Origin of the sequence: Pseudomonas sp. NC02, from assembly GCF_002874965.1 — a bacterium.
Taxonomy (GTDB): Bacteria; Pseudomonadota; Gammaproteobacteria; order Pseudomonadales; family Pseudomonadaceae; genus Aquipseudomonas.
On sequence record NZ_CP025624.1, the window covers coordinates 5,391,269 to 5,416,999 of the forward strand.

Here is a 25,731-nt window from a genome sequence, read left to right on the forward strand (position 1 = left end):
TGCTTCCGCTGGACTGCGCAGCAGGCCCCAGCTTTTGGGTCAATGGGGCCGCTTCGCGCCCCAGCGGGAGCAAGCTCCCTCGCCACAGGTACGCAGAATCAATCCGCGCGGCTCAGTGATGTCCACAAATGCTGCGCCGCATAGGCTCTAAGCGGTCGCCAGGCCTCAGCCCGCGCCAGCAACTGGCGCGGGCTCACCGGCCCGCCTTCCAGCGCCACCAGCGCATTGATCAAACCGATATCCCCCGAGGCAAACGCATCCTGCTCGCGCATCTGGCGCATGGCGATGTACTGCGCCGTCCAGTCACCAATCCCGGGTAATGCGACCAACCGCGCCACGCCTTCCTTCAGGTTCGCCTTCGCCTGGAAAATCTGCGGGTCATCCAGCAACGCCTGGGCCACGCCCGACAAGGTACGCCCGCGACTTTTCGGCATGCCGAGGGTTGCCAAATCTGCGGCTGCCAGCACCTCGGCCGAAGGAAACACATGGGTCACACCGGCATGGGGCGTCACCAGCGGCGTGCCGTACTGCGCCACCAGCTTGCCCGCCAGCTTGATCGCCGCCACCACGGTAATCTGCTGGCCCAACACCGCGCGGATCGCCAACTCCAGCCCATCCCAGGTTCCCGGCACCCGCAAGCCAGGACGCGCCGCCACCAAGCTCGCCATCAAGGGATCATTCGCCAATTGCCGGTTGATCCGCTTCGGGTCAGCCGACAGGTCAAACATGTCCCGTAACCGCCGCTCAATTTCCGGCAACGCTGCCGGGTCGGGGAAGTCCACCGTTACCTCAAGCCAATCACCGGCCCCGGGCGACACACTGAGCCAACCCTGCTGACCGTCGACACTGATACTGCGCGAGTAAACGCCTGCGTCCACCGTCTCCATCCCGCTGATCGCCCGCGCCGACAAAAAGCCCAACATCGCCGCCCAGTCATACGGCGCCTGATACGCCAGCTGCATTCTCACAACGACAATACCCCGCTGTACAACCCATACGCCGCCAGGCTCGCCCCGGCGATCACGCAGGCGAAAATGCCTTTTTCCAGATGGGTAAACAAGGGCTGGCCCTGCTCGCGCTTGGCCAGGGCAAACAGGATCACCCCCGGTGCATACAGCAGCGCCGACAGCAGCAAGTACTTCAGGCCACCGGCGTAGAGCAGCCACACCGCATAGGCCAGGGCGATCAGGCTCACCAGCAGGTCCTTGGTGCGTTCGCCATGGGCGCCTTCGTAGGTTTCACCGCGGCCGCTCAACAGCACCGCATACGCCGCCGACCACAGATAGGGCACCAGGATCATCGACGACGCCAGGTAGATCAGGGTGGTGTAGGTGCTTTCCGAAAACAGCGTGATCACCAGGAACAGCTGGATCATTACATTGGTCAGCCACAACGCATTGACCGGCACCTGATTGACGTTTTCCTTTTTCAGGAACGCCGGCATGGTCTTGTCATGGGCGGTGGCATAGAGGATTTCGGCGCAGAGCAAGGCCCACGACAGCAGCGCGCCCAACAGCGAAACCGCCAGGCCGATGCTGATCAACAGCGCGCCCCACGGGCCGACGATATGTTCCAGCACCCCGGCCAGGGACGGGTTTTGCAGGTTGGCCAGTTCCGGCTGGCTCATGATCCCGAGCGACAGCAGGTTGACCAATACCAGCAGCGCCAACACCCCCAGGAAACCGATGACCGTGGCCCGGCCCACGTCCGAGCGTTTCTCGGCCCGCGCCGAGTAGACACTGGCGCCCTCGATGCCGATAAACACAAACACCGTGACCAGCATCATGTTGCGCACCTGATCCACCACGCCGCCGAAATTCGGATTACTCAGGCCCCAGATATCCCGGGTAAAGATATCGCCCTTGAATGCCACGGCGGCGATCACGATAAACATCACCAGCGGTACGATCTTGGCCACGGTGGTGATCTGGTTGATGAACGCCGCCTCCTTGATCCCGCGCATCACCAGGAAATGCACCGCCCACAACAACACCGATGCGCAGCCAATCGCCACCGGGGTATTGCCCTGGCCGAACACCGGAAAAAAGTAGCCGAGGGTACTGAATAGCAACACGAAGTAACCGACGTTGCCCATCCAGGCACTGATCCAGTAGCCCCAGGCCGACGAGAAACCCATGTAGTCGCCGAACCCGGCCTTGGCGTACGCGTATACGCCGGAATCCAGTTCCGGCTTGCGGTTGGCCAGGGTCTGGAACACAAAGGCCAGGGTCAGCATGCCCACGGCGGTAATGCCCCAGCCAATCAACACCGCGCCTACCTCGGCCCGCGCCGCCATGTTCTGCGGCAACGAGAAAATCCCGCCGCCGATCATCGAGCCCACCACCAGGGCGATCAAGGCATTGAGGCGCAGCTTTTCCGAGGATTGGGACATGAACACTCCTGAACAAAACAACCATTGAGCCAACAACTGTGCACTCAACTAATTTATTAAGCCGGCGCAGCGTTTATTAGATATAGCCAATAAAGGCGCCTGCTTCATAACTTAAAGGCATGACAATAAAGAGCGTTAAGGCAAATTTATAATTTAAATAACGCTGCGCTGTAAAAGTTTGCATATCTGCAAATACGGGCTAGCTTCAAAGGTCCACGCTAATGAGAAAACCTGTTGTTTGAAACGCAGAACCGCTCTACGACGAGCCTCTGCGAGGCACTTGAGCGCCCGTACCTTTCATCATAAGTCATTAATTCACAATGGAATGTGCCAATGAAGTGATCTGAGTCAGCTGTTTGATTAGCGCACGGATTTATTCTGTGGTCTCTCTTCTCCTGCATTGGAGTCATGCGATGTCTGAATCTCCCGGAAAACTTCGACTCGGCGCACTGGTTGCACTTGTCGTGGGTTCAATGATTGGTGGCGGGATCTTCTCACTGCCGCAAAACATGGCGGCCAGCGCCGATGTCGGCGCGGTACTGATTGGTTGGGTGATCACCGCCGTGGGCATGTTGACCCTGGCGTTCGTGTTCCAGACCCTGGCCAATCGCAAGCCCGACCTCGACGGCGGGGTCTATGCCTACGCCAAGGCCGGGTTTGGCGACTACATGGGTTTCTCATCCGCCTGGGGTTACTGGATCAGTGCCTGGCTGGGCAACGTCGGCTATTTCGTGCTGCTGTTCAGCACCCTCGGTTACTTCTTCCCCATCTTCGGCGAAGGCAACACCCCGGCGGCGGTGATCGGCGCGTCGGTGCTGCTGTGGGCCGTGCACTTCCTGGTACTGCGCGGGATCAAGGAAGCCGCGTTCATCAACCTGGTTACCACCATCGCCAAGGTGGTGCCACTGGTGCTGTTTGTGTTGATCGCGCTCTTCGCGTTCAAGCTGGACATCTTCACCGCCGACATCTGGGGCGTGAAAAACCCGGACCTGGGCAGCGTGATGAACCAGGTGCGCAACATGATGCTGGTCACCGTCTGGGTGTTCATCGGCATTGAGGGTGCGAGCATCTTCTCGTCCCGCGCCGAAAAACGCTCCGACGTCGGCAAGGCCACGGTGATTGGTTTTATCACCGTGCTGCTGTTCCTGATGCTGGTGAACGTGCTGTCCCTGGGGATCATGACCCAACCGGAATTGGCCAAGCTGCAAAACCCGTCGATGGCCGCCGTGCTGGAGCACGTGGTGGGTCACTGGGGCGCGGTATTGATCAGCGTCGGCTTGATCATTTCCTTGCTGGGGGCGCTGCTGTCGTGGGTGCTGCTGTGTGCGGAGATCATGTTCGCCGCCGCCAAGGACCACACCATGCCGGAGTTCCTGCGTAAGGAAAACGCCAACCACGTGCCGGCCAACGCCCTGTGGCTGACCAACGCCATGGTGCAGATTTTCCTGGTGATCACGCTGTTCTCGGCCAGCACTTACCTGTCGCTGATCTACCTCGCCACCTCGATGATCCTGGTGCCTTACCTGTGGTCGGCGGCCTATGCACTGCTGCTGGCGGTGCGCGGTGAAACCTATGAAAGCGCCCCGGGCGAACGCAGGAAAGACCTGCTGATCGGCGCCATCGCGTTGATCTACGCGGTCTGGCTGCTGTACGCCGGTGGCACCAAGTACCTGTTGCTGTCCGCCCTGCTCTACGCCCCTGGCGTGATCCTGTTCGCCATGGCCAAGCATGAATTGGGCAAACCGATTTTCACCAACGTCGAGAAGCTGATTTTCGCCGCAGTCGTCATAGGCGCCCTCGTGGCGGGCTATGGCCTCTACTCCGGCTTCCTGACCCTGTAATCATTGTTCACTGGAGGATCTGTAATGACCACGGAAAAAGTGAAGTACGGCGTACATTCCGAAGCCGGCAAACTGCGCAAAGTCATGGTGTGCTCCCCAGGTTTGGCCCACCAGCGGCTGACCCCAAACAACTGCGATGAACTGCTGTTCGATGACGTGCTGTGGGTAGCCCAGGCCAAGCGCGACCACTTCGACTTCGTGACCAAGATGCGCGAGCGCGACATCGATGTGCTGGAAATGCACAACCTGCTGACCGACATCGTCGCCATCCCCGAAGCGCTGGACTGGATCCTGGAGCGCAAGATCACCGCCAACCAGGTGGGCCTGGGGCTGGTCAATGAGGTCAGCTCGTGGCTGCGCAGCCTGGAGCCGCGCAAGGTCGCCGAGTACCTGATCGGTGGCGTGTCGGCCGATGACCTGCCGAGCAGTTTCGGTGGCAAGACCATCGAGATGTTCCGCGATTTCCTCGGCCACTCAAGCTTCATCCTGCCGCCGCTGCCCAACACCCAGTTCACCCGCGACACCACCTGCTGGATCTACGGTGGCGTGACGCTGAACCCGATGTACTGGCCGGCGCGACGCCAGGAAACCCTGCTGGCCAGCGCCATCTACAAATTCCACCCCGAGTTCACCAACGCGGACTTCCAGGTGTGGTACGGCGACCCTGACCAGGAACACGGCAACGCCACCCTGGAAGGCGGCGACGTGATGCCGATTGGTAACGGCGTGGTGTTGATCGGCATGGGCGAGCGTTCCTCGCGCCAGGCCATCGGCCAACTCGCCCTGAACCTGTTCAAGCACAAGGCCGTGGAGCGTGTGATCGTCGCCGGCCTGCCGAAATCCCGCGCGGCGATGCACCTCGACACCGTATTCAGCTTCTGCGACCGCGACCTGGTCACGATCTTCCCGGAAGTGGTCAACCAGATCGTCGCTTTCACCCTGCGCCCGGACGAGACCAAGCCCGGCGGCATCGACATCCAGCGCGAAAAAACCAACTTCCTCGACACCGTCGCCGCCGCCCTGAACCTCAAGGCCCTGCGTGTGGTGGAAACCGGCGGCAACAGCTTCGCCGCCGAGCGCGAGCAGTGGGATGACGGCAACAACGTAGTGGCCGTGGAGCCTGGCGTGGTGATCGGCTACGACCGCAACACCTACACCAACACCTTGCTGCGCAAGGCCGGTGTGGAAGTCATCACCATCAGCGCCGGTGAACTCGGCCGTGGCCGTGGCGGCGGCCACTGCATGACCTGCCCGATCATTCGCGACCCAATCGACTACTGATATTCAAACCCTGGCCGCCGCTCATAAGGCGCCGGCCAGGGGGATAACCTAAACAGAAGGAGATCCACCATGGCTTTTAATATGCGCAACCGCAGCCTGCTGTCGCTGATGCACCACACCACTCGCGAGCTGCACTACCTGCTGGACCTGTCCCGCGACCTCAAGCGCGCCAAATACACCGGCACCGAGCGTCCGCACCTGAAGGGCAAAAACATCGCGCTGATCTTCGAAAAAACCTCGACCCGCACCCGTTGCGCGTTCGAAGTCGCGGCCCACGACCAGGGTGCCCACGTCACCTACATCGACCCGGTGTCGTCGCAGATCGGCCACAAAGAAAGCATGAAAGACACCGCCCGCGTCCTCGGCCGGATGTTCGATGCCATCGAGTACCGTGGCTTTGAACAGGAAATCGTCGAAGAACTGGCCAAGTTCGCCGGTGTGCCGGTGTTCAACGGCCTGACCGCTGAATTCCACCCCACCCAAATGATCGCCGACACCCTGACCATGCGCGAGCACAGCGACAAGCCGCTGCATGACATCAGCTACGCCTACCTGGGCGACGCCCGCTACAACATGGGCAACTCGCTGCTGATGATTGGCGCCAAGCTGGGCATGGACGTGCGCATCGGCGCACCGAAAGCCCTGTGGCCCCATGCTGATTTCATCAAGCAGTGCCAGGCATTCGCCGAGGAAAGTGGCGCGCGCATCACCATCACCGAAGACCCGAAGGAAGCGGTGAAAGGCGTGGACTTCATCCACACCGATATCTGGGTGTCCATGGGCGAACCCGTGGAAGCGTGGGACGAGCGCATCGAGCAACTGCTGCCGTACCAGGTCAACGCCAAGATGATGAAGGCCTCGGGCAACCCACGGGTGAAATTCATGCACTGCCTGCCGGCGTTCCACAACAGTGAAACCAAGGTCGGCAAGGACATCGCCGCGCGTTATCCGAACCTGGCCAATGGCGTGGAAGTGACCGAAGAGGTGTTTGAGTCGCCGGCCAACATTGCCTTTGAACAGGCGGAAAACCGCATGCACACCATCAAGGCGATCCTGGTGTCGGCGCTGGCGGATATCTAAACCAATACCGCTCCCACTGTCGAAACACAGTCAATGTGGGAGTGCTTTTGTGGGAGCTGGCTTGCCTGCGATGCAGACGCCTCGGTATTTCAGATGCACCGAGGTGATGCCATCGCGGGCAAGCCCGGCTCCCACACAAGCCCGCTCCCAAATTTTGTCCTGTGTTCACAAGGCCGAATTTTAGAAGGATTGAATTATGCGTATCGTCGTTGCACTGGGCGGCAACGCCCTTCTGCGCCGTGGTGAACCCATGAACGCAGACAATCAACGGGCCAATATCCGTATCGCCACCGAACAGATCGCCAAGATCCACAAAGGCAACGAGCTGGTGATTGCCCACGGCAATGGCCCGCAAGTGGGCCTGCTGTCGCTGCAGGCTGCCGCCTACACCCAGGTTTCACCTTACCCGCTGGATGTGTTGGGAGCCGAAACCGAAGGCATGATCGGCTACATCATCGAACAGGAACTGGGCAACCTGCTGGACTTCGAAGTGCCGTTCGCCACGCTGCTGACCCAGGTCGAAGTCGACGCCAAGGACCCGGCCTTCCAGAACCCGACCAAACCCATCGGCCCGGTGTACTCCAAAGCCGAAGCGGAAAAACTGGCCGCTGAAAAAGGCTGGGCGATTGCCCCCGATGGCGACAAGTATCGCCGCGTGGTGGCCAGCCCACGGCCAAAGCGGATCTTTGAAATCCGCCCGATCCAGTGGTTGCTGGAAAAAGGCAGCATCGTGATCTGCGCCGGCGGCGGCGGGATTCCGACGATGTATGGCGAAGACGGCAAGCTCAAGGGCATTGAAGCCGTGATCGACAAAGACCTGTGCTCCTCGTTGCTGGCCGGGCAACTGGACGCCGATTTGCTGGTGATTGCCACCGACGTCAATGCCACCTTTATCGACTTCGGCAAGCCCACCCAGAAAGCCATCGGCCAGGCACACCCGGACGAAATCGAAAAGCTCGGCTTCGCCGCCGGCTCCATGGGGCCCAAGGTCCAGGCCGCCTGCGAGTTCGCCCGCCAGACTGGAAAAACCGCAGTGATCGGTTCACTCTCGGACATCGAAGCGATCGTCCAGGGCAGCGCCGGCACCCGCATCAGTACCGCAAAACCTGGCATCACCTACCTGTGAAGTAGAGGAGAAACGCCTATGGCTACCTTTGAACCTGGTCACCTGCACATCGAACGCCACGCGCTGAACAAGGATGACTACAGCTACAACCTGTGCATCGACTACGAAGTCAGCCAGGACCCAAAGGAAGGCAAGGGAATGCTCTTCAAGATGCACGGCACGGTGCAGGGCAAGGAGCTCAAGGAAGAGTTCTTCCTGCCCAAGGACCAGTCGTTCGACTTCGCCCGGCAGGCGATGAACATCGCGCAGAAGTACGGCATGCCGAAGATTGCCGTGCTCAATGGCCAGATGCACAAGCAGTACGATTTGATGTTTGAAGATGTGCGGCATCAGCTGGATGTGAAGCCTGGGGATCCGGTCAAACCCGAACACCTCGAATAACCCGATTTCCCAGGCACCAACCATCAAATGTGGGAGCGGCGGTGCGACGATTCGACTTGCTCGCGAATGCGGTGTATCAGCTAATACATCCGGTGACTGACACACCGCATTCGCGAGCAAGCCCGCTCCCACATTTTGATCTCTATCTTCTCCAAGGCATACTTGCCACCTCTCGCTCGCCAGAACCAAAAACAGCCCCATGCGTATCCACGTCAGCTTCATCGACCGCGTCGGCATCACCCAGGAAGTCCTGGCCTTGCTCGGTGGGCGCAATCTGAACCTGGATGCGGTGGAAATGGTTCCGCCCAACGTCTACATCGACGCCCCGACCCTAAGCGCCGAGGTACTGGAAGAGCTGCGTGATGCACTGTTCAGCGTGCGCGGCGTGCAAGCCGTGACCGTGGTCGACATCCTCCCCGGCCAGCGCCAGCACCTGCAACTCGATGCCCTGCTCGCCGCCATGACCGACCCGGTACTGGCCCTGGACAGCGCCGGCAAGATCCTGCTGGCCAACCCGGCGCTGATCGCCTTGTACGGTCGTGAACCCGCCGGGGAAAGCATCAACGAACTGTTCGACGACCCAACCCTGCTGGCCACCCTGCTGGAACACGGCTTTCGCCTGGCCCTGCGCGAAATCAGCGTCAACGGCCAGACCCTGCTGCTGGACGCCACGCCGATCACCGACGCCGGCGCCCTGCTGACCCTGTACCAACCCAACCGCATCGGCGAACAACTGTCGGCGCTGCACCATGACCACGCCGAAGGTTTCGACGCGTTGTTGGGCGAGTCCCCGGCGATTCGCACCCTCAAGGCGCGGGCGCAACGGGTGGCGGCGCTGGATGCACCGTTGTTGATCCAGGGCGAGACCGGCACCGGCAAGGAGCTGGTGGCCCGTGCCTGCCACGCCATCAGCGCGCGCCACAGCGCGCCGTTCCTGGCCCTGAACTGCGCGGCGCTGCCGGAGAACCTGGCCGAGAGCGAACTGTTCGGCTACGCCCCCGGAGCCTTCACCGGTGCCCAGCGCGGCGGCAAGCCGGGGCTGATGGAACTGGCGAACCAGGGCACGGTGTTCCTCGACGAGATCGGCGAGATGTCACCGTACTTGCAGGCCAAGCTGCTGCGGTTTCTCAACGACGGCAGCTTCCGCCGGGTGGGCGGCGACCGTGAGGTGAAGGTCAATGTGCGGATCCTCAGCGCCACCCACCGCGACCTGGAAAAGATGGTCAGCGAAGGCACCTTCCGCGAAGACCTGTTCTACCGCCTCAACGTGCTCAACGTCGAAGTGCCGCCCCTGCGCGAGCGCGGCCAGGACATCCTGCTGCTGGCCCGCTACTTCATGCAGCAGGCCTGCGCGCAGATCCAGCGCCCGGTCTGCCGCCTGGCGCCGGGCACCTACCCGGCGCTGCTGGGCAACCGCTGGCCGGGCAACGTGCGCCAGTTGCAGAACGTGATCTTCCGCGCCGCGGCCATTTGCGAAAGCAGCCTGGTGGACATCGGCGACCTGGACATCGCCGGCACCTCGGTGGCGCGGCAGAACGATGGTGAAGTCGACAGCCTGGAGCAGGCCGTGGAGGATTTCGAGCGCGGGTTGCTGGAGAAGCTCTATGTCAGCTATCCGTCCACGCGCCAGCTGGCCAGCCGCCTGCAAACCTCCCACACCGCCATTGCCCATCGCTTGCGCAAGTACGGTATTCCCAGCAAGCCCTGACTGACTGAACGCGATCAACATGTGGGAGCGGGCTTGCTCGCGAATGCGTTGGGTCAGTCAATACATTCGGCACTGACATACCGCTTTCGCGAGCAAGCCCGCTCCCACATTTGATCTACGGCGCCCTCAAAAGCGACCTCCGCCCGTACTGAAAGCGCTACAGTGGAACGATATCGATACACACCGTCGTAGGCGTCGCCATGCAAGGCTTTGATCCTCATAGTCTTTTTTTCAACGGTCCAGCTGTAGCGATATCGCTACAACCACCTTCCGAACATCACCCGCCATAATCAGTAACTAATTGTTTTATAACGATAAAAAAACATTGGCCGCAATTTTGCTAAGCAACTCCCCATTATTCCAATCCCGTCCACCAGACGAATCTGGCCCTGAGGAGTTTCCATGAGCGAGTTGCGCTTTACTGAAGATCACGAATGGCTGCGCGCCGAAGCCGACGGCAGCGTGACCGTGGGCATTACCGCTTTTGCGCAGAACGCGCTGGGTGATGTGGTTTTCGTGCAACTGCCTGAGCTGCAGTCCTACGACAAAGGGGCAGAAGCCTCCACCGTTGAATCGGTCAAGGCCGCCAGCGGCGTATACATGCCATTGGACGGCGAAGTCCTCGAAGTAAACGGAAAGCTGGACGGCAGCCCCGAGCTGGTCAACGAAGACCCGATGGGCGAAGGCTGGTTCTTCCGCTTTAAACCGGCTGATGCCGACGCAGTAGCTAAGCTGTTGGATCAGGATGCGTATGACCGCCTGATCAAAGCCAACGCTGAAGCCTGAGGAGCGCGCCATGACTAATCTGACCACCGCCAACGAATTCATCGCCCGCCACATCGGCCCGCGCCAGGACGACGAGCAACACATGCTCGCCACCCTGGGCTTTGATTCCCTGGAAGCCCTGAGCGCCAGCGTGATCCCGGAAAGCATCAAGGGCACCGCTGTGCTGGGCCTGAGCGACGGCCTGAGCGAAGCCGACGCACTGGCTTCGATCAAGGCGATTGCCGCCAAGAACGAGCTGTTCAAGACCTACATCGGCCAGGGCTACTACAACTGCCACACACCGTCGCCGATCCTGCGCAACCTGCTGGAAAACCCGGCCTGGTACACCGCCTACACGCCGTATCAGCCGGAGATTTCCCAGGGCCGCCTGGAGTCGCTGCTGAACTTCCAGACGCTGATCAGCGACCTCACCGGCCTGCCGATCGCCAACGCCTCGCTGTTGGACGAAGCCACCGCCGCTGCCGAAGCCATGACCTTCTGCAAACGCCTGAGCAAGAACAAAGGCAGCAACGCGTTCTTCGCCTCCGTGCACAGCCACCCGCAAACCCTCGACGTATTGCGCACCCGTGCCGAGCCGCTGGGCATCGACGTGGTGGTGGGCGACGAGCGTGAACTGACCGACGTCAGTGCCTTCTTCGGCGCCCTGCTGCAATACCCGGCGAGCAACGGTGACGTGTTCGACTACCGCGAGCTGACTGAGCGCTTCCACGCCGCCAACGCACTGGTGGCCGTGGCCGCCGACCTGCTGGCCCTGACCCTGCTGACCCCGCCGGGTGAGTTCGGCGCCGACGTGGCCATCGGCAGCGCGCAACGCTTCGGCGTGCCGCTGGGCTTCGGTGGCCCGCATGCGGCGTACTTCTCCACCAAGGATGCGTTCAAGCGCGACATGCCGGGCCGCCTGGTCGGCGTCTCCGTGGACCGTTTCGGCAAGCCGGCCCTGCGCCTGGCCATGCAGACCCGCGAGCAACATATCCGCCGCGAGAAGGCCACCAGCAACATCTGCACCGCCCAGGTATTGCTCGCCAACATCGCCAGCATGTATGCCGTGTACCACGGCCCGAAAGGCCTGACCCAGATCGCCAACCGCATTCACCACCTGACCGCGATCTTCGCCAAAGGCTTGGGCGCATTGGGCCTGGCGGTTGAACAAGCCAACTTCTTCGACACCCTGACCATCAAGACCGGCGCGCAAACTGCTGCCCTGCACGACAAGGCTCGCGCCCAGCGCATCAACCTGCGTGTGGTCGACGGCGAACGCGTTGGCCTGTCGGTGGACGAAACCACCTCCCAAGCCGATATCGAAACCCTGTGGAGCGTGTTCGCCGGCGGTAAAGCCCTGCCGGACTTCGCCGCATTGGCTGCCAGCGTTGAAAGCACCCTGCCGGCCGCGCTGCTGCGCCAGTCGCCGATTCTCAGCCACCCGGTGTTCAACCGTTACCACTCCGAAACCGAGCTGATGCGCTACCTGCGCAAACTGGCCGACAAGGACCTGGCCCTGGATCGCACCATGATCCCGCTGGGCTCGTGCACCATGAAGCTCAACGCCGCCAGCGAAATGATCCCGGTGACCTGGGCCGAGTTCGGTGCCCTGCACCCGTTCGCCCCGGCCTCGCAAAGCGCCGGCTACCAGCAACTGACGACCGAACTGGAAGCCATGCTCTGCGCGGCCACCGGTTACGACGCGATTTCCCTGCAACCGAACGCCGGTTCCCAGGGCGAATACGCCGGCCTGCTGGCCATCCGTGCCTATCACCAGAGCCGTGGCGAAGAACGCCGCGACATCTGCCTGATCCCGTCGTCGGCCCACGGCACCAACCCGGCCACCGCCAACATGGCCGGCATGCGCGTCGTGGTCACCGCCTGCGATGCACGCGGTAACGTCGACATCGAAGACCTGCGTGCCAAGGCCATCGAGCACCGCGAGCACCTCGCAGCGCTGATGATCACCTACCCGTCCACCCACGGCGTATTCGAAGAAGGCATCCGCGAAATCTGCGGGATCATTCACGACAACGGCGGCCAGGTGTACATCGACGGCGCCAACATGAACGCGATGGTCGGCCTCTGCGCCCCGGGCAAGTTCGGCGGCGATGTATCACACCTGAACCTGCACAAGACCTTCTGCATTCCCCACGGCGGTGGCGGCCCGGGCGTCGGTCCGATTGGCGTCAAATCCCACCTGACGCCGTTCCTGCCCGGCCATGCCGCGATGGAACGCAAGGAAGGCGCGGTCTGCGCCGCACCGTTCGGCAGCGCGAGCATCCTGCCGATCACCTGGATGTACATCAGCATGATGGGCGGCGCAGGCCTCAAGCGCGCTTCGCAGTTGGCGATTTTGAATGCCAACTACATTTCCCGTCGCCTGGAAGAGCACTACCCGGTGCTGTACACCGGCAGCAACGGCCTGGTGGCCCACGAATGCATCCTCGACCTGCGCCCGTTGAAAGACAGCAGCGGCATCAGCGTGGATGACGTGGCCAAGCGTCTGATCGACTTTGGTTTCCATGCGCCGACCATGTCGTTCCCGGTGGCCGGCACCCTGATGATCGAGCCGACCGAAAGCGAATCCCGGGAAGAACTGGACCGCTTCTGCGACGCGATGATCGCCATCCGCGAAGAAATCCGCGCGGTGGAAAATGGCTCGCTGGACAAGGACGACAACCCGCTGAAAAACGCGCCACACACTGCCGCGGAACTGGTTGGCGAATGGAGCCACCCATACAGCCGTGAACAAGCGGTGTACCCGGTGGCGTCGTTGATCGAAGCCAAGTACTGGCCGCCGGTTGGCCGGGTCGACAACGTGTTTGGCGATCGCAACCTGGTGTGCGCTTGCCCGTCGATCGAAAGCTACGCGTAACCTGATGTGGGAGCGGGCTTGCTCGCGAATGCGGAGTGTCAGTTGATACATCTGGTGACTGACCCACCGCTTTCGCGAGCAAGCCCGCTCCCACATTGGACCGCGTACATCCGATCAATAATAAGAAACCGGAGAACAACCATGTCTTTAAGCGTGTTCGACCTGTTCAAGATTGGCATCGGCCCCTCCAGCTCCCACACCGTCGGCCCGATGCGCGCTGCCGCTCGATTCGTCGAGGGACTGAAGCGCGACAACCTGCTGGGCGCCACCACCTGCGTCAAGGTGGAGCTCTACGGCTCACTCGGCGCCACCGGCAAAGGCCACGGCAGTGACAAGGCCGTATTATTGGGCCTGGAGGGCGAGCACCCGGACACCGTGAACACTGAAACCGTTGCCGCCCGCCTGTTGGAAATTCGCGGCAACGCACGCTTGAACCTGCTCGGCGAACACAGCATTGCGTTCAACGAGAAAGAACACCTGGCGATGATTCGCAAACCCCTGCCCTATCATCCCAACGGCATGATCTTCCGCGCCTTCGACGCCGCCGGCTTGCAGATTCGCAGCCGCGAGTACTACTCGGTGGGCGGCGGGTTTGTGGTGGATGAAGACGCCGCCGGCCACGACCGGATTGTCGAAGACGCCACGCCCCTGACGTTCCCGTTCAAAAGTGCCAAGGACTTGCTCGGCCATTGCGCCACCTATGGGCTGTCCATCAGCCAGGTGATGCTGACCAATGAAAGCGCCTGGCGCCCGGAAGCGGAAACCCGCGCCGGCCTGCTGAAGATCTGGCAGGTGATGCAGGACTGCGTGGACGCGGGCTGTCGCAACGAAGGGATTTTGCCCGGAGGCCTGAAGGTCAAGCGCCGCGCCGCCGCGTTGCATCGCCAACTGTGCAAGAACCCGGAATCGGCGCTGCGCGACCCGTTGTCGGTGCTGGACTGGGTCAACCTGTACGCCCTGGCGGTCAACGAAGAAAACGCCAATGGCGGGCGCGTGGTGACGGCGCCCACCAACGGTGCGGCCGGGATTGTGCCGGCGGTGTTGCACTACTACATGCGCTTTATCCCGGGGGCCAGCGAAGACGGAGTGGTGCGCTTCCTGCTCACCGCCGCAGCCATCGGCATTCTGTACAAGGAAAACGCCTCGATCTCCGGCGCCGAAGTCGGCTGCCAGGGGGAAGTCGGCGTGGCCTGTTCCATGGCCGCCGGCGCCCTTTGCGAAGTGTTGGGCGGTACAGTTTCCCAGGTGGAGAACGCCGCCGAGATCGGCATGGAACACAACCTCGGCCTGACCTGCGACCCCATCGGCGGCTTGGTGCAGGTGCCCTGCATCGAGCGCAACGCCATGGGTTCGGTCAAGGCCATCAATGCGGTGCGCATGGCCCTGCGCGGCGACGGGCAACACTTCGTGTCCCTCGACAAGGTCATCCGCACCATGCGCCAGACCGGCGCCGACATGAAAAGCAAATACAAGGAAACCGCCCGTGGCGGTTTGGCGGTCAACATTATCGAGTGCTGACGCCTATAAGCGCGTCCGCACGTTTTTCAGGAGCTGAATATGTCCACCGAAACCCTGTTGAAAACCCCGTTGCACGCCCTGCACATCGAACTGGGCGCGCGCATGGTGCCCTTCGCCGGCTACGACATGCCGGTGCAATACCCGCTGGGCGTGATGAAAGAACACCTGCACACCCGTGAACAAGCCGGGTTGTTCGATGTGTCGCACATGGGCCAGATCCGCCTGACCGGCGCCGGTGCCGCCAAGGCCCTGGAAACCCTGGTGCCGGTGGACATCATCGACCTGCCGGTGGGCATGCAGCGTTATGCGATGTTCACCAACGAGCAAGGCGGCATCCTGGATGACCTGATGGTCGCCAACCTGGGTAACGACGAACTGTTCCTGGTGGTGAACGCTGCCTGCAAGGACCAGGACCTGGCCCACCTGCGCCAGCACATCGGTGACCAGTGCACCATCGAACCACTGTTCGAGGAACGCGCCCTGCTGGCCCTGCAAGGCCCGGCTGCCGTCAGCGTGCTGGCGCGCCTGGCGCCGGAGGTCAAGCACATGACCTTCATGCAATTCGCACCGACCCGCCTGCTGGGCGTGGACTGCTACGTCAGCCGCTCGGGCTACACCGGCGAAGACGGCTTCGAAATCTCGGTACCGGCGGCGAACGCCGAGGCCCTGGCCCGCAGCCTGCTGGCCGAAACCGAAGTACAGGCCATCGGCCTGGGCGCCCGCGACTCCCTGCGCCTGGAAGCCGGCCTGTGCCTTTATGGCCATGACATGAACACCGAGACCACGCCGATTGAAGCCAGCCTGTTGTGGGCAATTTCCAAGGCCCGTCGTGCTGATGGCGCACGCGCCGGTGGCTTCCCGGGCGCCGATGCGATCTTCACCCAGCAACAAACCGGCGTCAGCCGCAAACGCGTAGGCCTGTTGCCACAGGAACGCACGCCGGTCCGTGAAGGCGCAGAAATCGTCGACGAACACGGCACCGTGATCGGCAGCGTCTGCAGCGGCGGTTTTGGCCCGAGCCTGGGCGGCCCGCTGGCCATGGGTTATCTGGACAGCGCTTTCATCGCACTGGATACCGAAGTATCTGCGTTGGTACGTGGGAAAAAGGTGCCACTACGTGTAAGTAAAATGCCATTCGTACCACAACGTTACTACCGTGGTTGATTGACTGTTCCTATAAGTAACGCGGTTGCGTTAACGTGCACTAATCTGTAACGCAACCGCCACATTAAAGTGCATTGACGATAGTCAATGTTATGTTCAGTCACCTATAACAAGTGACGAATTCTATCGAATAAACGCGTTCCACATTGTGGACAGAAGTGTAACGAGGCCGAGCAAAACCTGGGGTTTTGCCGGGGCTTGTTTTTTCTGTATTAGTTGGCGTAGAGTTTGCCCACTGTGTTTGCATGGGTCGCTTTGAACCTGGACCTGGGCAGTAGCCAAAGTTTGCTACAACCCGTTCGACGTCTCTTACTTTCCTGCAACCCAGCCCAGTACTCTTTCATGTGAAAGGGGCTGTCATTAATTTTTTTGCGTCAAGGAAATAAGAAAATGGCTGATCGTCAGAGCGGTACCGTCAAGTGGTTTAACGACGAAAAAGGGTTTGGTTTTATCACTCCAGAAAGCGGTCCGGATCTGTTCGTCCACTTCCGCGCTATTCAGGGCAACGGCTTCAAAAGCCTGAAAGAAGGCCAGAAAGTGACCTTCATCGCGGTGCAAGGCCAGAAAGGCATGCAAGCCGACGAAGTACAAGCAGAAGGCTGATCCTTGCTGCGACAAAAAGCCCCTGATATGACATCAGGGGCTTTTTTATGGGCGTTCTTCCGTAAAATGGCTTTTTTCCTGCCGAGAGCCATGCCATGTCGAAACACCTGCTGAGCCCCCAAGGCGAGTTTCCCGCCGTAGGCCTGGGCCGTCGTCTGGCAGCGATGTTCTATGACTTCCTGTTGTGCACCGCCCTGCTGATCGTCACGGCCTTCATCTACAAGCTGGTGTGGATGGGGTTTGTCGGTGAGGCCAAGTTGCGGGCGCTTTCCGAATCCGGCGCTCTGGATGGTGATCCGCTGTTGTCGACGATTTTGTTTTTTGTGTTGTTTGGGTTTTTTGCCAAGTTCTGGACGCACTCGGGGCAGACCCTGGGGATGCAGGTTTGGGGGGTGCGGGTGCAGAACGCTGATGGGTCGCGGATTAGTCTGTGGCAGGCGTTGTTGCGGTTTGTGGTGTCGATTGCTTCGTGGTTGTGCCTGGGGCTTGGGTTTATCTGGTCGTTGTTCGACAAGCAGAAGCGTGGCTGGCATGACATTTATTCGGATACGCGGTTGGTGCGGGTTCCGAAGAAAAAGAAGTAGGTTTTCAGGTTGGGGGCATATCCGTTGCTGCGGTTATGGCCGCTATTGGTTCCGCTTTTACAGCGGCTCACTTTTGAAAAGCGCAAAAGTAAGCAAAACGCTCTTGCCCCACCACTCGGCTCCTCGCCTAGGCTCGGAGTGCCCTCACTCCGGCTTTGGACCGTGGGCCGCCGTCATGGGCCATCCTTGGCCCAGGACGGCTAACCTGGCGTCCTGCCAGGTTACCCACGCTCCAAAGCCTGCGTTCGGCCAGCGTGGTTTAACGGGGCGCCTAAGATCAAAATCAAGATCAACAGCAAGAGCACAGCGGCCTCCCGGCCGGCTTGAGTGTTAAAAGCAAAATCAAAATCTAAAGCGGGCACGGTCCAAATGTGGGAGCTGGCTTGCTCGCGAAGGTCGTTAACGATGACGTGGGCATCCTGATTCAACGCGGCGCTCTCAGGTTTTTCGCGAGCAAGCCCGCTCCCACATAAAAGCAGATCTGTTTTCGCTCTGGTCTTTGCTTTTGCTTTTAACACTCAAGCCGGCCGGTAGGCCGCTGTGCTCTTGCTTTTGATTTTGATCTGCGGGCCCCGTCAACCACGATGGCCGCAAGTAGGCACGGTGGAGCGGGTAAATCGGCAGGGATGCCGATTTAGCCGCGCCGGGCCATGGATGGCCCGTCGCGGCGGCCCGCGGAACCGGGCCGGAGTGCGGGCATGCCGAGCCTAAGCGAGGCACCGAGTGGTGGGGCAAAGACCTTTTGGTTACTTTTGGGGCGTTTGCCAAAAGTGACCCGCTGTAAGAGCGGAACCATAAGCGGCCGTTACCTAAATAACGGATATGTACTCAAACAAGATCAAGCATTCCCCGCCAACCTCAACCGAGCCGCCTGAGTAAAATCCAACATCCGCTTCAGCGGTCTAACCGCCTGCGGAATCACCGAAGGCTCAACAAAAATTTCATTACTCCCCTCACGCAAACACTGCAGCGTACGCTCCAGAGTATTCATCGCCATCCACGGGCAATGCGCACAACTGCGACACGCCGCCCCATTCCCCGCCGTCGGCGCCTCGACAAACACCTTGTCCGGGCACAGCTGCTGCATCTTGTAGAAAATGCCGCGGTCGGTGGCCACGATAAACGTCTTGTTCGGCAACCGCTGCGCCGCCGCAATCAACTGGCTGGTAGACCCCACCGCATCCGCCAACTCGATCACCGACGTCGGCGACTCCGGGTGCACCAGAATCGCCGCGTCCGGGTACAACGCCTTCATGTCCTCCAACTGCTTGGACTTGAACTCCTCGTGCACGATGCACGCACCATCCCACAGCAACATGTCTGCACCCGTCTGACGCTGGATATAGGTGCCCAGGTGCTTGTCCGGCCCCCAGATAATCGTCTCGCCGTTATCCATCAGGCTTTCGACAATCTCCAGCGCACAACTGGAAGTCACCACCCAATCAGCACGGGCTTTCACCGCCGCCGACGTGTTGGCATAAACCACCACGGTGCGCTCAGGGTGCTGATCACAGAATGCCGAGAACTCATCCACCGGGCAGCCAAGGTCCAGAGAGCACGTGGCTTCCAGTGTCGGCATCAGGATGCGTTTTTCAGGCGTGAGGATCTTGGCCGTCTCCCCCATGAATCGCACGCCCGCCACCAATACGGTCTTGGCCGGGTGCGCCGCGCCGAAGCGGGCCATTTCCAGGGAGTCGGACACACAACCACCGGTTTCTTCGGCCAGGGCCTGAATCACCGGGTCGCAGTAGAAGTGTGCCACCAGCACCGCGTCCTGAGCCTTGAGCTCGGCGGCGATGGCGGCGCGGTAGCCCGCCTCTTCTTCGGCGCTCAGCACCTTGGGCTGCTTGGCGTCGAGGTGGGCTTGGACCAGAAGGCGTTCGGAAATTTGCGTCATGTTCGCAAGACCTGCAGGCGCAGTTGCGCGAAAGTCGAGTGTACCACCGGCTCTGGAGCCTTTCGGGCGCCGCCGGACGAAGTGATTGTGTTCATCAAGCACGGTGAAGCTGCGCAAGGCTACAGAATATCGAATGGTTTCAAAAGCCTAATCTGGGATTCGGCCAGGCATGAAAAAGGGAAACCCGGCCAGGGGTTTCCCTTTTTTTACAACGACCGGTTTAACCGGGCAAAGCGGACGGATCGCCTTGCAGCAACGCCCACTGATGCATGTTCGCCAGGGCATCCTTCAGGATGGTTTCATCGGCGCCCTTGGCACTCTTGCCTTCCCGCGCCGCATATTCCAGCAGTACCAGGTAGTCGCGATGGCTGGTGGCCTCGTTCGGTACCACGCTGTCTTTAACCAGTCGAGCCATCTCGTATCGCTGGGTGCGGGTGTTCTGGCTGGCGCTTTGGTCCACGGAGGCGTTGGTCAGGAAGCCATCCTTGTAGGTGATGTTCGCCGCACTGCTGGCCTTGTCGTCGACCTGCACATAGAGGTAGTTCTGCGACTCGCGCCTGGTATCGAAAGCCGGCGGCTTCCCGCCATCCAGGCCCTGATGGAAACTGGCCTTGAGGCTTGATCGCTGGACCTGATCGATCGTGCGATTGGAGAGGTCATTGCCGCCGATGCGCGTTTTCTGGGAAATCCCATAGGCAAACGTATCGGTTTCCCCTGGGCGCGCCGGGTTGGGGGAGCTGGCCGCCTGGCTGATGGAGGCCTTGAAATCCGCCAGGCCCGTCAGCAGGCCTTGATCTGCCGCGCTGCGGGTCAGCGGCGCAGGCGCTTTGGCGCTCTGCGGGTAGTTGCTGTTCATGGCGGTAAACGCATCCTTGAACATCGCCATCAGGTCAGCATTGGCCTTGCCCCGCGCCTGGGCCTTGTCGAACTGGGCCAGGTAGCTTTTCAGCGCGATTGCCTGTTGCTTGGCGTTGCCGAGGATGCCGGCGTTCTTCAGGTCGACCGAGAGATTCACTTCCCCCGCCGGGCTACTCATGCGCGTGGTGCGGCCCTGGCTGTCCGCATGGAATGCAAGCGTGAGGTCGTCAGTATTGCTCACTTTCAATTTGCCGCTGAGGTCCACCGAAGCCAATACGCTGGAATCAAACTGCGTCAGCTTGCTCAGCTCGAGTTTCGGCGGCTGGGCGGCCAGGCCGTCGATCGCGTCCTGGAAGGCTTCGCCCAACTTGGCGACTTCCTTGAGTTCGGCGGCGCTGAGGGCGCCACCGTCCACCTTCGCCTGCGCGGCCAGGCCTGCGGACTGGCTGGCCAGGCTGAAGGTGACGGTCTTGCCGCTGGCCGTCTTGACGGTCAGGCTGACCAGGTTGTCGGCCTTGCTGTGCAGCAGCGTCTGTTGAACCTTGAGTTCGGCGGGGCTTTGGGTCCTGGAAGCGCTGGTGCTCAGCGCCGACTGGGAAATGTCGGTACCGCTCTTCGCAAATTGCTCGATCAGGGTAGCGCCCAGGCCGCTGAAGCCTGTGCCTCTGGGCAGTGCAGGGAAATTCGTGCTGATCGCTTTGGTGACCGCATCGTCGCTGTCACTTTCCCAGGCATTGATCGGCCCATGGCCGGGCAATTGGCCGTTGCGGGAATACGTCTCGGCTTGAACGTCTACCGTGACATTGCCAAGGCTGACCACCGAGGAAGGTCGCACGGCAGCGGCGTCCGTTTCTGGCGCCTGCGTAGCTGGCGGGGTAACGGCGGGTCGATTGGTAAGGGCGATGGCGGAGCTGATCGGCGAAAGCGTAGTCATGACGATCCCTGTCTTGAGCTGGATTGCAGCCAATTTAACCAAGACAGGGAAGGTTTGGTAGCGCGACCGATACAATTGCTAGCAAAGAGCCATGTCAGAAAACTGACTCTTTGCCCTCTTCCGGTGCATCAGAAGCGGTAAGTCACCGAACCGCCGAAACCGTTGGCGCTGTTTTCATACTTGGCGTCGTAGGTCAGCGCCAGTTGCGGATTATTGTCGCGGACCTTGATCGGCTCTTCTTTCAGGTAGGAATAAGCGACGTCGAAGGTCAGGTTATCCACTGGCGTCCAGCCAGCGCCCAAGCTGAACACCGTGCGATCGCCCGTAGGAATACGTACGGACCGGTCGGTGTTGTTGGTGGGCGTCTGGTCCACCGAAAAGCCGGTACGCAGCACCAGTTGCTTGTTCAACTGGTACGACAGGCCGATGGCGTGAGACCAGGTGTCATGCCAGTGCTGTTCTTCGGTGATGGAGTTCAGGCCGGCCAGTTCGGTGGCGAGGTCAGAGACGCCACTGTTGTTGATCGTAATCTTCTTCAACTGGCTCCAGCGGGTGTAGGTGCTGCCGACGTACAGGGTCCAGTCATCGTTGAGTTTATGGGTGACCGAGAAGTCCACGGACGACGGCGTGGTGACATCCAGCTTGGCGTCATACCGCTGCGGGCCGCCATCCACCAGGTCGGTGAGCACCCCCGAGGCGTTGGTTTTGCCCGACAGGTGATACACAACCTGCGAGTGGTAGGTCACACCAATGCGCGTGCTTTCAATCGGCTGCACCAGGATACCGGCGTTGAAACCGGTGGCAGTGTCGTCGCCCTTGACCTTTACGCTTTCCGTGCCGAGGCCAAATGCCGGGACCTTGGAGTCCAGTTCGCCACTGATACGGTTGAAGGTCGGACCGAAGCCCACCGAAACCTTGTCGTTGAAGGCATAGCTGACGGTTGGCTGCACCGTGATGACTTGAACCTTGCTTTTGTTGCCAAAGCCATTGCCCTGGAAGCTGTGTTCATAGTCGGTCACGAGGCCGAACGGCGCGTAGATTCCCAGGCCAAACGCCCAGTGTTCATCAATCGGCGTCACCAGGTAGCCCATCGGTACGGCGATGCCGGGGACCATATCGCCTTTGTTGGTGCCGGGGTTGTCCACGCCACCTTGGCTGGAACTGGCGTCCTTGATGTTCGACTTGGCATCCAGGTAGGTCGCCCCGATGCTCACTTCATTCTGCTTGAGACGAGACATGCCCGCCGGGTTGCCAAACACCGTGCTGGCGTCATCCGCGGAGGAGGAACGCCCGGCGTAACCGGTCCCCATTGAACTGATGCTTTGTTCGTTGAGGGCAAAACCACCGGCAAACAAGGAAGTGGAGGCAAGGGAAATCGACAGCGCCAAAGCGCTCTTGAAGAGTTTTTTATTCATTATTAGAACTCGAATTATTGGGCAGCGAGAGGAAGCTACCAATCTTCGAGCGGGCAAATTATGAAGAGTTTTTCATGCGCAAAATTGTCCGACAATCCTATTTTTTTCAAAGACTTCGACGGTTTTTCCAGCACTTATTCAGACCCCGGAACCTGAATATGACTGACGGGTTTTAATCTCGCCGTCACGCTTGGAGCATGCCGGATTGCCTGCCATCGAATATGCGTGAAGGCGCTGGTGATATAAGTGTCGCAATGACATGATGACGGCCATTTAACACGCGTGGCAGCACTCAAATGAATAGCACTATCGGGACGGGTCCTGAGACAAACAGCCCACCTGAATCTGGCGAGAGTGATTTGTCCGCCGCGGGCCTCAACCACAGCGAAGCCTTCACCGAACGCGTGCTTGCCAGCATCAACGATTGCATCAAGGTGCTGGACCTCGACGCCCGCCTGACCTTCATGAGCGAAGGCGGCAAGCAGATCATGGAAGTCAGCGACTTCAATGCGATCCGCGGCTGCCCCTGGCCCGACTTCTGGCACGACCAGGGCAATCTCGATGCCAAGGCTGCCGTTGAGGCCGCCAAGGCCGGTCGCAATGCCAGCTTTGTCGGCGCTGCCCACACCCTGGCCGGCAACCTTAAATGGTGGCACGTGAACGTCAGCCCGATCATGGGCAGTGACGGCCTGCCGGAGAAAATCCTCTGCGTGTCCCGGGACATCACGCCCCTGCGCGAAGCCGAAGAGTCCCTGCGCAAACTCAACGAGTCCCTGGAACAGCGGGTGGTCGAACGCACTCGCGATCGCGACCGTATCTGGCGCCTGTCGCCGGACCTGATGCTGGTGGCACAACTCGACGGTGTGATCTCCGCCGTGAACCCGGCCTGGACACGCATGCTCGGCCACGCCGAAAACGACCTGGTGGGCAGCCAGTTGCTGGCCCTGGTTCACCCCGACGACCTGGCCGTCTCATCCTCGGCGGTCAGCCGTTTGGGCGATGGCAAGAACTTCCCCAATTTCAAGAACCGTTACCGCCACCAGGACGGCAGCTACCGCATGATCGCCTGGACGGCCGTGCCCGACAGCGACTACATCCACGCCGTGGGCCGTGATATCCAGGCTGAGGAAGAAGCCAAGGAAGCCCTGCGACTGTCGGAAGACGCCCTGCGTCAGTCACAGAAACTGGAAGCCATCGGCCAACTCACTGGCGGTGTCGCACATGATTTCAATAACCTGCTGACGGTGATCAAGTCCTGTGCCGACTTGCTCAAGCCACCTGCCCTGAGCGAAGCACGCCGCGTGAAATACGTGGAAGCCATCGCCAGCACGGTCGATCGCGCGGCCCGCCTGACGGCCCAGTTGCTCACATTCGCCCGCCGCCAGGCTTTGCGACCCGAGGTGTTCAACGTCGGCGAAAGTGTAAAGCGGGTGGGCGAGATGATGGACAGCCTGACCGGTTCACGGGTCAAGGTAAGCATCCAGGTGCCTGACGACGCCTGCTTTATCAACGCCGACGAAAGCCAGTTCGATACCGCGCTGGTCAACATGGTGGTGAACGCCAGGGATGCCATGGCCGGCAACGGGCATTTGACCATCACCGTTTCGACGGCAAGCTGGCTACCCTCGGTTCGCGCTCACCCGGTACGTGTCGCCGATTACGTGACCATCGAACTGGCGGACACCGGCTCGGGTATCCCGCCGGAAAAACTCGACGCGATCTTTGAGCCCTTCTACACCACCAAGGGTATCGGCCAGGGCACCGGCCTGGGCTTGTCCCAGGTGTACGGCTTCGCCAAGCAATCAGGCGGGGAAATCCTGGTACAGAGCGAGTGCGGCAGGGGTAGCCAATTTACGCTGTACCTGCCCAAGGTCGAGCCAAGTGCCATGCCGGTACCTCAAGACACCAGCGCTTCGCCCATCATCTCAGGCTTGTGCGTGCTGATGGTCGAGGACAACGCCGATGTGGGCCTGTACACCTCGCAAACCCTGGAACAGATGGGCTTTCACGTGCTGTGGGTGCCGGATGCGAACAGCGCGCTGGAAGCCCTGGCCCCCAACCCAGAAAGCTTCCAGGTGGTGTTCTCCGATATCTCCATGCCCGGCATGAGTGGCCTGGAGTTGCTGGACGCAATCGAAGCCTTGTACCCATGGCTGCCGGTGGTGCTCACCACCGGCTACAACGACGAATACGCGCGTATCGCCCAGGAAGAAGCCAGCCGTTTTGTCTTGCTGCAAAAGCCGTATTCCACCGAGGTGCTGGCCCTGCTGCTGCAAAAAGTCGTCAAGAGCCGCCTGCCCCTGGTCGCACAAGGCTAGACCGCAGGCCGGGTCGTGTCCGGAACATTCCCCATCTCCAGGGCCAGATCCAGCCAGGCCCGCGCCGCCGGTGGCAAGTGCGCCTGTCGCCGCCAAGCCAGGGCGATGTGCCAATCAGTCTGGGGCTCGTCCAGCTGGATCAGGGCGATGCCGGCGTGCAGGTGTTTGTAAGCCAGCATGCTCGGTAGAAACGCGACACCCAGGCCTGCGGCAACCAGGTCGACGATAAAGTCGATCTGCGCACTGCGGGCGGTGATACGCGGGACTACGCCTCTGCGCTCGCAGGCTGTGAGAATGATCCGGTTAAGCGCAAACCCGGCCTCGAACAGAATAAAGGGCGAGTCAGCCAGGTCGGAAAAATCGACGCTTTTACGCCCGGCCAAAGGATGGTCGATCGGCATCACCACCATCAGTGGCTCGACGCGCACATCCTGATATTCAAATTCTCCCGCCACCGGTACCAGCAACGCGGCCAGGTCCACCTCCCCGGCCTCCAGGCATTCGCCCAACTTCTTGCTGCCATGCTCGATCAGCTCGATCTCGATTTCCGGATAACGCTGTCGATACAAGGCAAACATCGCCGCAAACAGCACCCCACTGCCCACCGGCGGCAAGCCGATGCGCAATACACCGCGCTTGAGCCCCAGCAAGTCGTTGATCTCGGCCACCAGGTCACTGCGCTCCGCCAGCAACACCAGCGCTCGGCGGTAGGCAATTTCGCCGGCGGCCGTGAGCTCGCTCTTGTGGCCGATGCGATTGAACAGCGGCGTGCCCAATTCATCTTCCAGAGTCTTGACCGCCTTGCTGACGGTAGACTGGGTGAGCGAAACCACCTCGGCTGCTTGTGAGAAGCTGCCCTGGCGAACTACTTCGACAAAGGCCAGCAACGTACGAAGGTTCATGAGTATTCCGTTTGCGACTTGATTCAAGTTGGAAAAGTTGTTTTTACCATGAAAGGCCTTTGTCTATCCTCACCCCACCGTTTTCT

Annotated in this window: 19 protein-coding genes; 13 read left to right on the top strand and 6 right to left on the bottom strand. The window is 60.6% G+C overall.

Translation table 11 applies throughout. The features are described 5' to 3' along the window. Window positions 1-98: 98 nt before the first annotated feature. Together C0058_RS25300 and arcD (C0058_RS25305) are read right to left on the bottom strand one after the other, a co-directional pair. On the bottom strand, window positions 99-962 hold the full coding sequence (locus tag C0058_RS25300; protein ID WP_008433096.1) for a DNA-3-methyladenine glycosylase: 864 nt from the start codon (window positions 960-962) through the stop codon (window positions 99-101). A gap of 2 nt (window positions 963-964) precedes the next feature. Continuing rightward, window positions 965-2,392, bottom strand: a complete 1,428-nt coding sequence (arcD, locus tag C0058_RS25305; protein ID WP_087692651.1) for an arginine-ornithine antiporter — start codon at window positions 2,390-2,392, stop codon at window positions 965-967. Between the two features lie 413 nt (window positions 2,393-2,805). Here arcD (C0058_RS25305) and arcD (C0058_RS25310) point away from each other — a divergent pair, with 413 nt between their 5' ends. The 12 genes from arcD (C0058_RS25310) to C0058_RS25375 all read left to right on the top strand — a co-directional run bounded on the left by arcD (C0058_RS25310) (window position 2,806) and on the right by C0058_RS25375 (window position 17,321). Beyond that, window positions 2,806-4,233, top strand: a complete 1,428-nt coding sequence (gene arcD, locus C0058_RS25310; RefSeq protein ID WP_003220056.1) for an arginine-ornithine antiporter — start codon at window positions 2,806-2,808, stop codon at window positions 4,231-4,233. Between the two features lie 24 nt (window positions 4,234-4,257). Beyond that, entirely contained in the window at window positions 4,258-5,514 is a 1,257-nt protein-coding gene (gene arcA, locus C0058_RS25315; protein WP_003220054.1) for an arginine deiminase, read from the top strand. Between the two features lie 69 nt (window positions 5,515-5,583). Continuing rightward, window positions 5,584-6,594, top strand: coding sequence for an ornithine carbamoyltransferase (locus C0058_RS25320; protein ID WP_003220053.1), 1,011 nt, complete (start codon window positions 5,584-5,586; stop codon window positions 6,592-6,594). A gap of 196 nt (window positions 6,595-6,790) precedes the next feature. Beyond that, window positions 6,791-7,720, top strand: a complete 930-nt coding sequence (gene arcC, locus C0058_RS25330) for a carbamate kinase (RefSeq protein WP_102369775.1) — start codon at window positions 6,791-6,793, stop codon at window positions 7,718-7,720. An 18-nt stretch (window positions 7,721-7,738) separates the two neighbouring features. Next, window positions 7,739-8,101, top strand: coding sequence for a DUF5064 family protein (locus C0058_RS25335; RefSeq protein ID WP_003220051.1), 363 nt, complete (start codon window positions 7,739-7,741; stop codon window positions 8,099-8,101). Window positions 8,102-8,300: 199 nt separating this feature from the next. Then, on the top strand, window positions 8,301-9,809 hold the full coding sequence (locus C0058_RS25340; RefSeq protein ID WP_102369776.1) for a sigma-54-dependent transcriptional regulator: 1,509 nt from the start codon (window positions 8,301-8,303) through the stop codon (window positions 9,807-9,809). A 402-nt stretch (window positions 9,810-10,211) separates the two neighbouring features. Continuing rightward, a complete protein-coding gene (gene gcvH / locus C0058_RS25345; protein ID WP_102369777.1) occupies window positions 10,212-10,595 on the top strand; it encodes a glycine cleavage system protein GcvH in 384 nt (127 codons plus the stop codon). Window positions 10,596-10,605: 10 nt separating this feature from the next. After that, on the top strand, window positions 10,606-13,452 hold the full coding sequence (gcvP, locus tag C0058_RS25350; RefSeq protein ID WP_102369778.1) for an aminomethyl-transferring glycine dehydrogenase: 2,847 nt from the start codon (window positions 10,606-10,608) through the stop codon (window positions 13,450-13,452). A 141-nt stretch (window positions 13,453-13,593) separates the two neighbouring features. After that, the gene (locus C0058_RS25360; RefSeq protein WP_087692646.1) at window positions 13,594-14,970 is read left to right on the top strand and encodes an L-serine ammonia-lyase; all 1,377 of its coding nucleotides are present in this window, start codon (window positions 13,594-13,596) and stop codon (window positions 14,968-14,970) included. A 39-nt stretch (window positions 14,971-15,009) separates the two neighbouring features. Then, window positions 15,010-16,134, top strand: coding sequence for a glycine cleavage system aminomethyltransferase GcvT (gene gcvT, locus C0058_RS25365; RefSeq protein ID WP_003220046.1), 1,125 nt, complete (start codon window positions 15,010-15,012; stop codon window positions 16,132-16,134). 390 nt (window positions 16,135-16,524) lie between these two features. After that, complete coding sequence (locus C0058_RS25370) at window positions 16,525-16,737, top strand: cold-shock protein (protein ID WP_003220045.1); 213 nt, start codon at window positions 16,525-16,527, stop codon at window positions 16,735-16,737. A 95-nt stretch (window positions 16,738-16,832) separates the two neighbouring features. Further along, on the top strand, window positions 16,833-17,321 hold the full coding sequence (locus tag C0058_RS25375; RefSeq protein WP_003220044.1) for an RDD family protein: 489 nt from the start codon (window positions 16,833-16,835) through the stop codon (window positions 17,319-17,321). A gap of 838 nt (window positions 17,322-18,159) precedes the next feature. On the opposite strand, the gene nadA is transcribed toward C0058_RS25375, so the two are convergent. The 3 genes from nadA to C0058_RS25395 form a co-directional block, all read right to left on the bottom strand. Further along, the gene (nadA, locus tag C0058_RS25385; protein WP_003209852.1) at window positions 18,160-19,218 is read right to left on the bottom strand and encodes a quinolinate synthase NadA; all 1,059 of its coding nucleotides are present in this window, start codon (window positions 19,216-19,218) and stop codon (window positions 18,160-18,162) included. A 220-nt stretch (window positions 19,219-19,438) separates the two neighbouring features. Beyond that, window positions 19,439-21,010 carry a lactate dehydrogenase gene (locus C0058_RS25390; protein ID WP_256579522.1) on the bottom strand — a complete coding sequence of 524 codons (1,572 nt, stop codon included), beginning with the start codon at window positions 21,008-21,010 and terminating at the stop codon, window positions 19,439-19,441. A 128-nt stretch (window positions 21,011-21,138) separates the two neighbouring features. Continuing rightward, a complete protein-coding gene (locus C0058_RS25395; RefSeq protein ID WP_008432395.1) occupies window positions 21,139-22,425 on the bottom strand; it encodes an OmpP1/FadL family transporter in 1,287 nt (428 codons plus the stop codon). Between the two features lie 359 nt (window positions 22,426-22,784). Between C0058_RS25395 and C0058_RS25400 the strand changes: the two genes are divergently transcribed. Continuing rightward, complete coding sequence (locus tag C0058_RS25400) at window positions 22,785-24,743, top strand: PAS domain-containing sensor histidine kinase (RefSeq protein WP_087692901.1); 1,959 nt, start codon at window positions 22,785-22,787, stop codon at window positions 24,741-24,743. Here C0058_RS25400 and C0058_RS25405 read toward each other — a convergent pair. Then, on the bottom strand, window positions 24,740-25,645 hold the full coding sequence (locus C0058_RS25405) for a LysR family transcriptional regulator (RefSeq protein ID WP_003209844.1): 906 nt from the start codon (window positions 25,643-25,645) through the stop codon (window positions 24,740-24,742). The two genes, C0058_RS25400 and C0058_RS25405, sit on opposite strands and share 4 nt — an antisense overlap. Between the last annotated feature and the right edge of the window lie 86 nt (window positions 25,646-25,731).